Origin of the sequence: Cylindrospermum sp. FACHB-282 (genome assembly GCF_014697195.1) — a bacterium.
Taxonomy (GTDB): Bacteria; Cyanobacteriota; Cyanobacteriia; order Cyanobacteriales; family Nostocaceae; genus Cylindrospermum.
Window position 1 is genome coordinate 13,396 of record NZ_JACJRJ010000043.1, and the last position, 11,755, is coordinate 25,150.

At 42.4% G+C, this 11,755-nt stretch carries 11 protein-coding genes; 3 read left to right on the top strand and 8 right to left on the bottom strand.

The window, feature by feature from the left end:
- Positions 1–53: 53 nt before the first annotated feature.
- Positions 54–659, bottom strand: a complete 606-nt coding sequence (locus H6G32_RS20035) for a hypothetical protein (protein ID WP_190461403.1) — start codon at positions 657–659, stop codon at positions 54–56.
- Positions 660–1,184: 525 nt separating this feature from the next.
- Positions 1,185–2,144 (bottom strand): RsmB/NOP family class I SAM-dependent RNA methyltransferase, encoded by a 960-nt coding sequence (locus H6G32_RS20040; protein WP_190461405.1) that lies wholly within the window; start codon positions 2,142–2,144, stop codon positions 1,185–1,187.
- Positions 2,145–2,345: 201 nt separating this feature from the next.
- Here H6G32_RS20040 and H6G32_RS20045 point away from each other — a divergent pair, with 201 nt between their 5' ends.
- Both H6G32_RS20045 and H6G32_RS20050 read left to right on the top strand, forming a co-directional pair.
- A complete protein-coding gene (locus H6G32_RS20045) occupies positions 2,346–3,779 on the top strand; it encodes a DUF2157 domain-containing protein (protein ID WP_190461407.1) in 1,434 nt (477 codons plus the stop codon).
- A gap of 86 nt (positions 3,780–3,865) precedes the next feature.
- On the top strand, positions 3,866–4,576 hold the full coding sequence (locus tag H6G32_RS20050; RefSeq protein ID WP_190461410.1) for a GDYXXLXY domain-containing protein: 711 nt from the start codon (positions 3,866–3,868) through the stop codon (positions 4,574–4,576).
- On the opposite strand, the gene H6G32_RS20055 is transcribed toward H6G32_RS20050, so the two are convergent.
- From H6G32_RS20055 to H6G32_RS20080, 6 genes are all read right to left on the bottom strand, one after another.
- Positions 4,573–4,812, bottom strand: coding sequence for a hypothetical protein (locus H6G32_RS20055; protein WP_190461412.1), 240 nt, complete (start codon positions 4,810–4,812; stop codon positions 4,573–4,575). The two genes, H6G32_RS20050 and H6G32_RS20055, sit on opposite strands and share 4 nt — an antisense overlap.
- Before the next feature lie 164 nt (positions 4,813–4,976).
- The gene (gene sppA / locus H6G32_RS20060; protein WP_190461414.1) at positions 4,977–6,806 is read right to left on the bottom strand and encodes a signal peptide peptidase SppA; all 1,830 of its coding nucleotides are present in this window, start codon (positions 6,804–6,806) and stop codon (positions 4,977–4,979) included.
- 111 nt (positions 6,807–6,917) lie between these two features.
- Entirely contained in the window at positions 6,918–7,967 is a 1,050-nt protein-coding gene (gene fni, locus H6G32_RS20065; RefSeq protein ID WP_190461416.1) for a type 2 isopentenyl-diphosphate Delta-isomerase, read from the bottom strand.
- 62 nt (positions 7,968–8,029) lie between these two features.
- A complete protein-coding gene (locus H6G32_RS20070) occupies positions 8,030–8,665 on the bottom strand; it encodes a PAP/fibrillin family protein (RefSeq protein ID WP_190461417.1) in 636 nt (211 codons plus the stop codon).
- A 250-nt stretch (positions 8,666–8,915) separates the two neighbouring features.
- Positions 8,916–9,362, bottom strand: coding sequence for a DUF2127 domain-containing protein (locus H6G32_RS20075; RefSeq protein ID WP_190461420.1), 447 nt, complete (start codon positions 9,360–9,362; stop codon positions 8,916–8,918).
- Between the two features lie 114 nt (positions 9,363–9,476).
- Positions 9,477–9,962: a DUF937 domain-containing protein gene (locus tag H6G32_RS20080; protein ID WP_190461421.1), complete on the bottom strand. Its 486-nt coding sequence runs from the start codon at positions 9,960–9,962 to the stop codon at positions 9,477–9,479.
- Positions 9,963–10,162: 200 nt separating this feature from the next.
- Here H6G32_RS20080 and H6G32_RS20085 point away from each other — a divergent pair, with 200 nt between their 5' ends.
- Positions 10,163–11,716 (top strand): YcjF family protein, encoded by a 1,554-nt coding sequence (locus H6G32_RS20085; protein ID WP_190461423.1) that lies wholly within the window; start codon positions 10,163–10,165, stop codon positions 11,714–11,716.
- Positions 11,717–11,755 lie beyond the last annotated feature (39 nt).

An 11,755-nucleotide genomic window follows, 5' to 3' on the forward strand; every position in this document is an offset into this window, starting at 1 on the left:
CTAGAACAGCTAATGACACAGCATCGTCTATGTTAACTTAATATCTTGTCAAGCTAAAGCTTGGTAGCATTCCTCATCAGGTGCTTGTATTTCTGGCATAAACCTACACCATAAATACTCCCTATCAATACACCTAAAATGCTCACAGGTTCAGGAACTTCCGTTACATTATCCGAACTAGTAATACTGAATGTAAAAGTACCGAAATCGTTGTTAGTGAATCCTGTATTTACGAAAAAGTATTGTGTCCCCGCTGTTAAAAACACGTTATTAAAACCAGATTGACCGATTATATTTGATAAATTATCATTCCCAATCAGAACGTTAACCAATGGGGTAGTTGAGTTAAAGCTGTTTTGATATAGGAACGTAGCGTTATCCCAGCCACTAGGAGAAATAGACGTACTCAAGAAGTTGTATAAGCCACTGGTATCGACAGAAAACCCTTGGAAGCTATATGGAGTAGCAGTTGCAAATACGCTAAGACTCGTAGGAGGGTTGCTCCCATCAAATTCGGGACGATTCCAGGTTTGACCTGTTGTTGTAGCAGTATCGAAGTTAATTGTAACAGCCATTGATGGCATAGCAGATCCCACTGCAATAAATGCAGTTCCTGCAACAGTCATCGATACTTTTTTGATCACAGTTGAAATAGACATTAAATTCTTCATCTCAAACGGTTTAGTATTGACAGTAGTGATAGGTCATCAATAAGCACAGCAAAATAGAGTATTTTATAGATAAATACTCTGTAATTCATAAGTGACTAAAAAATGAACATTAACCTATATTTCCAAAAAAATATTCGCCAAACATCTGGCTTGTAAACCTAGCTCAAGATGTTTCGCTTAATTATTATTTTGGTAGGTGTTATTTGTTTTATATCATGTCAAATGATAGCGATTATAGCCGCTATTCCGCAGTCTCAACTGTCACATACTTACATAAGTTAGTTATAGATATTACTTCTATAGCAAATCAACTCGATTGAGGACTTTGATGTATGATCATTAATCATCAGCTAATTTGGTGTATAAATTTATATCTAATACCATTTCTTTTTGAAGATGCGCTTATAGAACTTACGCAAAAGTACAGGCTTTCTGGGGCAATTCATGAATTACTCCAGAGTGAATAAAGCGACACCTTACATAGAATTGATCTAACTCTCAATAAATACTTTTTTATTGTGAAATAGCCGAGTATTTACACATAGAAATTAGAGTATCTAAATTTACTTTTAACTCCTCAGATTCTGAGGTATTTTTAAATAGCGCTGTAAATGCACCAGCGCCTAACCTATCTTGAGGAAACACTCGGTAACAAGGCATGGTAGTTAAATGGGATTGATATTTTGATAAATGACTAACTTCCACCGCTTGAAATTGAGGGAAGCGTTCTAAAAACCATGCACAAACCTGCTCGTTTTCTTCAGGTGAATAGGTGCAAGTCATATAAGCTAAATATCCTTGTGGTGCAACAATTTGCGCTGAATTAGCAATAATCCTTTTTTGGCGATTGGCACTTTTATTAATCGCAGTGTGGTGAAAACATCCAGGGGCTTTTTCCCCTTTAGCTAGTAAAGATTGCCCAGTGCAAGGAGCGTCTACTATGACTAAATTACTAGATGCGGGAAACATTTCTGCAAAAATGCTGGAATCTCGATTGACTACGCCACTAGGTTTAATTTGGCAACGCTTCAAGTTAGAAATTAGCATTCCTAGGCGTTTGCCAATTACTTCATTACTGATGAGTAATTCCGGTTTTAATGCTTTCCAAGCAAAGACACTCTTGCCTCCGGGTGCGGCACACATATCAAAAACTAAAGGTACTGGCTGAGGAATTGTTAATAAAATACTAGCGGCAAATACTGAAGAAAAATCTAAACAGTAAAAATATCCCTGTTGATGTAGGGGATGTTGACCTGGTTTTTCTCCCAGGTATAAACGGTCTACAAAATCTGGTTGCCAAAGAGTTGGTATTTCTACACCAAAGGGCGAAATATCTGGCTTTTCTTGACACCAAAGTATACAGGGAGGGAAAGGCTGGGGATTCATTAAGGCATCAATAAAGCTTGCTTGTTCATCTAGATTGGTAAACAAACGGCGCGAGACTTTAAGTAATAAATTTGATGGTTTTTCCATATAATTTTTTCAAGAAAAATGTTGGATTAGAACAGTAATGAAACTGTTACAGCAGAACAATGCAATCAATAGTTTTGGCATCATACTAAAAATCTAATGACCGTCATTCAGATTGCGTTCCATTCGCGGCTTCTAGTTTTTGACTGGAAGCTAACTGTGTTTGAACGCTAGCCAAACTACCATATTGCACCGGAGAAGGTCATGATATTAGACAATTTTCAGCGAAAGTTACGCCAAGAAGCGCAACTCTGGCGGGATGAAGGACTTATTAGTTCTTCACAGCACCAACAAATAGCAGACCGCTATCAATTTAATAAACTGGAAGCTGTTACCCGCGAACGGTTCGTATTTATTGTGATTGGTATTGGCGGCATACTTTTAGGGTTAGGTGTAATTACTTTTGTAGCAGCAAATTGGCAGACATGGACAAGAGAAGTCAAGTTTATCTTGTTAATGAGTTTGTTTATGTCTACTGCTATCACTGGTTTTTATACCTGGAGAGAACCTACACTAGCTAAAGCTGAAGCAAAGAAGTCACAAGAAGGTAAACGCATACTGGGAGAGTCGTTGCTTATTCTCAGCGCTTTTATTTTAGGGGCAAATTTATTGCTGATGTCCCAAATTTTCAATATTAGCGGTTCAGCTTCTGAGCTTTTTTTGGCTTGGGGGTTGGGTGTGTTAGTTATGGCTTATGGGTTGTCGTTAAATTCTTTGGGAGTTCTGGCAATTGTCCTGGTGCAAATCGGCTATTGGATCGGATGGGGGGACTTGTGGAACTCTCCTGGGGAATTAACTTGGGCGAGGTTTATGGTGCAACATATGCCGCTGCTGTCTTGGTTGTTGTTTGTCCCCTTAGCTTATTTTTGCCGATCGCGCTGGATTTTTGGACTAGGGGCGATCGCCTTTGCGACTTCTTTGCAATTCAACCTCACACCGCTACCACTTTTAAGTTCTAGTGATCTGGCGCCTTGGGTGGCGTCTTTTGCTTTTGCACTGCCATCTGCATTATTTTGGAGTTATGATGATTTGCTGTTCCCGACGGTTAATTACAGGTTGTTTCAACCCCTAGCCCGTAGTTTATCGTTGGTGTGTTTTAGCATATTCTTTTATTTCCTGTCCTTCCGTGGGCAATGGCAATCTCTAGATTATGGTTATGATCAGGCAAACAACTTGCGGTATGTGCCGATCATTGATTTAGGGATTCTCAGCGGTTTGGCGGTGTTGCAATGGTTGTATCTGCTGCGTCAGAGAAATAACCCCCCCCGTCGGGAAGTAGTTTTTACCCTGGTGGTGATTACTACCTATCTTGCCTTCCTGACTGTAGTACCTTTTTGGCATCAAGCTATCACCCGGATTGCTGATTTGGGCATTTTTATTTTCAATGTCCTTTTAGGACTATTCTCTTGGGGATTGATTCAAGAAGGCTTGAAGTTGCGCGACAGACGCCCTTTTTGGGGCGGGATGCTGTTGTTAACGCTGCAAATTATCAGTCGGGTGTTGGAGTACAATACCGATTTACTATTTAAGTCTCTGGTATTTGTCTTGTGCGGTTCGGCGTTGATTAGTTCCGGACTCTGGTTTGAACGTCGTTTATCTGCTGCATCTAGTTCTGCTAATAAGAATATAGCAAAGTAGCAACTGGCAATTTTATATGATACTGAATCTCTGCGTATATCTGCGTTTCTATTTCCCAATTCCTCCTCCTGTTTCGGACTACCTCCATGAAAAGTAATTCCCCTGAACCGAATAAATCCTTATCTCCAGAAAAGGAATTTTCCGAAAAATTGACTTTTCGGGATTACCTGATAGCGACTGAACAAAAAGCAAATAAGCCTTTACCACTGTATCGATTAGTTGTTCCCCTATTGCTGCAAGTAGGGCTAATTCTTGCCGTACCAGCCCAAGCGCTGTATACAGATTTAACTGGCAAGACAGTAATTTTGCAAACATTGCCCGTAAACCCTAATGATGTGCTGCGGGGCTATGCTTTAAACCTTGATTATAATATTTCTCGGATCACCACTTTGAGAAGGCTGCCTGGGTGGCAGGAGTGGGTACGGAGAAATTCTGTGAGGAATAGACAAGTGGTTGCTGGTAGCAGCTTATATTTGATTTTGCAAGAGCAACAATCCTTTGGTCGTGGTATTCCCAGGGCTTGGAGACCGATACGGGTGAGTAGCGATCGCCCCAATTCTCTGCCAAACAATCAAGTAGCGTTAAAAGGTGCTTATGAAGATGGCACCATCAACTACGGTTTGGAAAACTATTACATCCCAGAAGACCAACGGCAGCAAATTAATAATGATGTGATGGGGGCACAGCAAACCAGAGAGGGGAAGCTACCACCAATAGTGGTGAAAGTGAAGGTAGATCCCCAAGGTAAAGCCGTGCCTGTGAGTATGTGGGTGCGCGATCGCAACTATCGCTTTTAATGTTCCTGGCGTAAATTCCATGCTGCGCCGCAAGCCGCCCCAGCCCCAGCTAACAATCCGGTACTCATGCCTTGGAAAGTTTTTTGTACTGGGTCTTGGGTCAGGCACTCACTTGTAACTTGACTGGCTTGCAAGCAGATGGTGCTTTCTGCCCAACTGGCAGTACCGCCTAAAATTACACCAGTGACACTACAAGAAACAATCAGCAACAATAGGCGTTTAGTTTTTCTATCCATAGGTGGATGCGTTAAATAGAGGAGAGGTAATTGGTTCTCAACTACTGTACACATCTAGGAGCTTTCTGTCAGCTGATATGCAATTTTAGCAGCGGGCTGATAATAGTTTCCTCCAAATTTAGAGAGGTTATATTTAATGTTTTTACCGTTTTTTTGGCAAAAATCTAGTCAATTTTCAAGTTAAAAGGTAAACGGGCGTAAATTCCTTGGGGGTCGTTCATTTTTTGGAGCATCTCCATTTCTTGTAGTAGTTTCTGAAATTCAGCGGTGAGAGGGTTGGCTGGTTTGAGTTGGGACTGGGATAGCCCGAAAGCTGTCCGCGTTTCTTCAGCAGACCGCCCGAAAAAGCGCTGTCCCAGGCTGCTAGGGCGCGGATACTCTTGCAATTCCCAGTTATTGCCCAGTTTGGCTTGCTTGGCTGTGTAGGCGATCGCAGTATTCAAACCGCCAATTTCATCCACCAAACCAATTTCTTTAGCGGCACTACCTGACCAAACCCGTCCTTGGGCAATCTCTGCTACCTTACTAGTTGGCAGTTTCCGACCTTGAGAAACTTTATTCAAAAACATATAGTAAATACGGTTGACACTGCGCTGGTAAATCGCCAACTCTTCGGGTGATTTGGGACGGGAAACCGTTTGTGTGTCAGCATAGCGCCCGGTCTTGACTGTATCCCAAGTGATGCCATTGTCATTCGCCAGCTTTTGACCATTAAACAGCAAGCCAAACACGCCTATAGAACCTGTAATTGTGTTGGGTTGGGCAAAAATTCGGTTGGAGTCGCTAGCAATCCAATAACCACCAGAAGCGGCGACATCACCCATTGACACAACAACCGGTTTTACCTGACGAGTTAATTTTACTTCTCGCTGCATGATTTCAGCGGCGGTAGCGCTACCACCGGGACTGTTAATTCGCAACACAACTGCTTTTACATCATTATCTTGCCGCAGTTTGTTGAAGATTTTGGCAAAGCGATCGCCACCGATTTCTCCCTCATCACCTTTACCATCAACAATTTCGCCTTCAGCATAAACAACGGCCACTTTATTTTCTGATTTCTGTTCTCTATTCTGATCGGGAACTTGGGCGTAGTTACTCAGGTCTATTTGCCGGAATGTTTTGTCTTTTTTATCGCTATCTGTTAACTTCTTGAGGTCTGCGACTACTTGATCGATGTATGCTACTTGATCCACCAAGCCTTTGTTTTTAGCTTCCCCTGCTTCTAATAATGACTGATTATCTGCGATCGCCTGCAACTGTGCTGGTTTGAGTTGGCGACTTTTTCCCACAGCAGAACGCCACTCTCCCCAGACATCATTCAATAACTTCTGAGTTTGTTCGCGGTTCTCTGGACTCAGTTTGTCGAGAATAAACGGTTCTACTGCTCCCTTAAATTTCCCCACCCGCACAACCTGAACACCAACGCCATACTTCTCCAATGCTCCCGTCAAAAACATCGATTGTGAACTCAATCCGTTGACTTCCATCACTCCCACAGGGTTAAGGGCGATGTTATTGGCTACCGAACTCAGGTAATATTCTCGTTCACTCCAGTCTTGGCTGTATGCGACAATCTTTTTGCCAGATGCACGAAACTTTTCTAGGGCTTGACGGATTTCTTTGAGGGATGCATAGCCGACGTTACTAGTTTGGCTGGAGTTGGCGCCATCTAGGTAAATACCCACAATTCGCGGATCACGACTAGCTTTTTCTAAGGTTTCCACAACTTTGCGGAGTGTGATTCTATCTTCATCTACACCTGATAGTGCCCGCTGAAGCAATCTGCTAGAACTGGGTGTACTATCGGTGATTTTCATCGACAAGTCAAAAACCAGCACTGATTTATCTTTGACTACTGGCCCGGTATCTTTAGAGGACACAGCCGCTAGCAGCAGGATAAATAATCCAGTAGTACCAATACCGGCAAAAATAGTCAGTCCTAGTAAGCTGCCAACTAAGCTAGCAAAAGTTTGTTTAAGAAAATTATTCATTAGTTATTAGTCATTGGTCATTAGTCATTAGTCATTAGTCATTAGTCATTAGTCATTAGTCATTAGTCATTGAGACAAAACAAATGACTAACTGTCATATGACCTCTTTACCTATTGTAGGCTTTGTAAACTGCCAGAGTGCTTTAACTGATACAAGCTGATGTTGCCTGTGCAAAATAATACTGTGCTGATTTCGGCGATTAATACCTCAGCTAATTCGTAAACTGCGGCTTCTGAGTCTGCTGCTGCTTGTAAGAAAGGCATTGCTAAACCAGCAATATCTGCTCCTAAGGCGATGGCCTTGGCTGCATCAAGTCCATGACGCAAACCCCCGGAAGCGATTAACGGCGTATCTGGTGCGATCGCCCGAATCCCTGTAATACAATCTGCTGTTGGTAAACCCCAATCAGCAAAAGTCTTGCCCAAACGACGTTGCAAGGCATTTTCTGCTCTTTCGCTTTCTACCTTTGCCCAAGATGTACCACCGGCACCAGCCACATCAATTGCTGCTACTCCCACAGCAATTAGTTTCTCTGCCATTGCTGCGGAAATACCATTACCTACTTCCTTGGCAATTACAGGCACTGGCAATTGGTTGCATAATTTAGCTATTTTGTCAAATAATCCCCGGAAATTAGTATCACCTTTAGTTTGAATGCACTCTTGTAGGGGGTTGAGGTGCAAAATTAAGGCATCAGCTTGGAGGATATCGATGACTCGCAGACATTCATCTACACCATATTGATAATTCAGTTGCACAGCGCCCAAATTGGCAAATAACAGCACATCAGGGGCATATTTGCGGACAGCGAAGGTATCAGCTACTTGGGGTTTTTCTACCGCTACACGCTGAGAACCAACGCCCATGGCTAATTTGTAGTGTTGCGCGACTTGTGCTAGACGCTGGTTAATGATTCCCGCTTGTGCTGTCCCCCCAGTCATGGAAGAGATTAACAGGGGTGCTAAGAGGTTTTTGCCTAAAAAATCGGTGCTAATATCGATGTCGTGGCGATCGCATTCGGGTAAACAACAGTGAGTAAAGCGATAGCGTTCTAGTCCATTGGTGACCTGCTGACACTGTACATCTTCTTCTAAACAGATGCGGATGTGATCAGCTTTGCGGTTCTGAGTTGGCGCCCAAGTGCTGGTTGGAAGGTTCACAGGTAATCACTCCAAGCTTTTACCTTATTGTTACAGTCCCTAGAAAATTCTCACAAAAATTTTTACATAGGTAGATCATTAGCTTTATTCAGAATAAATAAACTTTCATCTCCACCACGCCCAATTCGTAAAAATTCATCTAAATAAGTAATATCGAGAGTAGCAATTCTACCTTGAGGATTATTAGCCGCTACAACTTTAAATGGATTTAGTTTAGGCGTATCTATGCCGAGAATCTTTTCAATTGCTAAATAACGTTTATCAAAATCAACATTAATCCGTTTATCCGCTAAACCTGATATATCACTTATAGCAGGCTCAAAACTAGCTGTCACCTTAACATACCCCGATACTAGCCCTAGAGGATGAGTAACTTGAGCTAAATTAAAAAACAGTTTATCTGCAATATTAATCACTTGATAAACCTTACCCACCCGTAAACCCAATGGCAGAGAATCTAAAGAACGGATTTCTCTAGCTGTGGAGTATTGCAGTTGCCAAGCCCCCTCTAACAAAGCAGTAGCATGGAGGAGAGGTTGAGGATGAGGATTGAGACTTTCTAGTTCGGTTGTCAATTGTTCAATTTCTTTGGCTAAAGCTTTATCTAGCTTCAAGTTAGTAACAGGAGAACCATCACTGTTAGTTTGAATCTTCTTGAGTGTCCCTTGTAATTTTTCCTTTAAGATTTGATTATTCATCAGATAAAATACTTGTAGTTGTGGAATACGAAAGAAAACTGTAACCCAAAAACGTCACAGTATCCTTTGAGTATAGCAATGGGAAACGAGTCCCGCTATTCGCGCTAACTCTAATAAAATTGCACTTTTCACCAGCTTTTATAATTTCGATTTCAGACACGGGAGTAGATGCAAAAAGCTAGAATTTGCACTGCATTTTACCATATTGCGTCCAGATTTAGAATGAAATAGCCCTTTTAGGCGACAAAAATTAGTGCTTATGTTTAGGGAAATTTTGCAATAAATACCAAAGTACTGCCACATTCACCGCAAATATGATTAATTTTATGATGGATATACCCCGAACTAATTCATAAATTTCTGGCGGAATACTGAAACCAACTAATCCCACCACTAGAATATGCGCCCAGCGCTTTTCATACCATAAGCCAATCGCTTCAATGGCGGTAACAATCGCATAAATTCCGGCGCCAATGCCGCTAAAAGCCAAGGTTTTGCGATTGGAATTGAGGATTTTTTCTACCAGCCAATTAATCATTACTCCTTTACCTTCTAAGACATAATTGCTAGAAAGGTTTTCAAGTACTTGATAATTTTTTAATGCCAATAATAAGGCTATAGAAGTAACCATAAGCAGTGCGGCAACAAAGGATTTATAACTAACAATTGCTACTAAACCAAATGGACGCTTTTTCACATAACCTCCTTGGGGGGGTGAAAAAACTATAGTAATCCTAAATCATTCATATACAAGAAGAAAGATCCCCGACATCTCTAAGAAGTTGGGGATCTGAAGCCCTTAAATTAAAGACTACCGTCCCAAAAACCGACTAGCTAACTTGATAGCGTCAGCGATATCAACATCACCATCAAGGAAAGAAGTTATGGCTGAATTTCCACCAGCTTGCAAGAAATTTAGCACTACGGGCACTATTGAAGGTAGTAATTGTTGAATCATGCCAGCATCTAAGCCAGTGTGCTGGGCCGCAATCTCAGCTACTTGTTGTTGGATGGCTGGAGAAAATAGCGACTCAACGGCTTGGGTGTCAGGAGATGTACCAGCAAATTGATTAACAAAATCTTGCGCTGCACCATCTCCATCTGTAGCTTGCTTATCTTGTAAAGACGATCGCACTTGACCACCGACCACTGTTAAAATCGTTTGGATAGTGGCGGAGTCTGCACCAGTAGTATTTTTCAGCTGCTCTACAGTGTTGAGAAGAGTGCCGATTTGACCTAAACCGCCTTGTTGATTAGAGTTAGAGACGGCACCGAGAATTTGATCAAAAAGTCCCATAAATTGATTTCTGCCTTGGTTCTGATTGCAATCAAATTCTTGCACAAGCTGCCACTTGCTGCTGACTCTGTACCTTGAGCCAACTGAGATTGAACTTTTACAGCAGGCAGGTTTAGAGTAAACTTCCTCTGGAGAAAAACGCTGAACCCATTAAGATGAGAAGCATATGCGTACTTCATACTTACTAAACCTTGCCATTCATGCCTCTCTCGCGCATAGTTACCCTGATTGTTGGTTTAATCGTCATTTTGGGGCTAACCCTGTGGCTGATTGATTCCCTCTCACGACTCTACTGGCAGCTGTCTTATTCTCCGCTGCTCGGTAATCTGCTGCTATTGTTGCTGATAGTCCTTGTCGGCGGCTTAGTTGCAGCCTTTATCTATTATGTCTTAGTGCTTCAAGCTGGTGAACAGCGATCGCACCGTGGACGTAAGCGAGTGACACCCGCCCAAATTCCTGCGGCTAAATCTGACGCAGCTTCTACCACTCTCCAAGCTGTCAAACAACAGGTGGCGCAAATTCAAGATGAAGTGACTCGCCAAGCTTTACTCAGTCGCACGCGAGAAATTGAGGCTAATTTAGCACGGGGGGAGATTCAAGTAGTTGTGTTTGGTACGGGGAGCGCTGGCAAAACTTCCTTGGTAAATGCGATTATGGGCAGGATGGTGGGGCAGGTAGATGCACCCATGGGCACAACCCAAGTAGGGGAAACCTATTGTCTGCGGTTGAAGGGATTAGAACGGAAAATTTTAATTACAGATACGCCAGGAATTTTAGAAGCGGGTGTTGCTGGTACCGAACGGGAACAGTTAGCAAGGGCTTTGGCGACGGAAGCCAATTTACTGTTGTTTGTTGTGGATAATGACTTGCGACGCTCAGAATATGAGCCATTACGGGGTTTGGCAGAAATCGGCAAGCGATCGCTTTTAGTTCTCAACAAAACTGACTTATATACAGAAGCTGATCAGGAATCCATTCTCGCCCGCTTGCGTCAACGGGTGTTAGGGTTTATTGCCCCTAATGATGTGGTGGCGATCGCCGCTAATCCCCAAAGTGCACAATTAGAAACTGGGGAAATCTTCGAGCCAGAACCAGATATTATCCCCTTATTGCGGCGGATGGCGGCTGTTTTACGCGCTGAGGGTGAAGATTTAGTTGCAGATAACATTCTCTTACAGTCTCTGCGATTGGGAGAAGAAGCGCGAAAACTCATTGATTCCCAGCGTCGTCGTCAAGCTGATAAAATCGTCGAGCGGTTTCAGTGGATTGGTGCTGGGGTGGTATCTGTTACTCCTCTACCAGTAGTAGATTTATTAGCAACAGCCGCCGTTAATGCCCAAATGGTTGTGGAAATTGGTAGAGTTTACGGTTGCGAATTAAACATGGAACGGGGGCGAGAGTTAGCCCTTTCTTTAGGCAAAACCATCGCCGGTTTAGGCATTGTCAAGGGAGCAATTGAATTACTTTCTACCGCTTTGCAACTCAATGTTGCCACTTTTATGATCGGTAGAGCAATTCAAGGGGTGACAGCAGCTTATTTAACAAGGATTGCTGGTAAGAGTTTTATTGAGTATTTTCGTCATGACCAAGATTGGGGTGATGGTGGGATGACTGAGGTAGTGCAGCAACAGTTTCAGATCAATCGCCGGGATGAGTTTATCAAAGTATTTATCCAAGAAGCGATCGCTAAAGTGGTCAAGCCTTTAACAGACACCTTTGAAGATCAAGAAGAAAACACCAAAGAATCTCAGTGACTTACAATTTATCAAAAGGGTTTTGCTATTCCAGTAATT

Bases quoted from the DNA above. Each gene is read 5' to 3' on its own strand.
- H6G32_RS20035 (WP_190461403.1), bottom strand. From the start codon at position 659: ATGTCTATTTCAACTGTGATCAAAAAAGTATCGATGACTGTTGCAGGA.
- H6G32_RS20070 (WP_190461417.1), bottom strand. From the start codon at position 8,665: ATGAATAATCAAATCTTAAAGGAAAAATTACAAGGGACACTCAAGAAG.
- sppA (WP_190461414.1), bottom strand. From the start codon at position 6,806: ATGAATAATTTTCTTAAACAAACTTTTGCTAGCTTAGTTGGCAGCTTA.
- H6G32_RS20055 (WP_190461412.1), bottom strand. From the start codon at position 4,812: ATGGATAGAAAAACTAAACGCCTATTGTTGCTGATTGTTTCTTGTAGT.
- H6G32_RS20050 (WP_190461410.1), top strand. From the start codon at position 3,866: ATGAAAAGTAATTCCCCTGAACCGAATAAATCCTTATCTCCAGAAAAG.
- H6G32_RS20080 (WP_190461421.1), bottom strand. From the start codon at position 9,962: ATGGGACTTTTTGATCAAATTCTCGGTGCCGTCTCTAACTCTAATCAA.
- H6G32_RS20045 (WP_190461407.1), top strand. From the start codon at position 2,346: ATGATATTAGACAATTTTCAGCGAAAGTTACGCCAAGAAGCGCAACTC.
- H6G32_RS20040 (WP_190461405.1), bottom strand. From the start codon at position 2,144: ATGGAAAAACCATCAAATTTATTACTTAAAGTCTCGCGCCGTTTGTTT.
- H6G32_RS20085 (WP_190461423.1), top strand. From the start codon at position 10,163: ATGCCTCTCTCGCGCATAGTTACCCTGATTGTTGGTTTAATCGTCATT.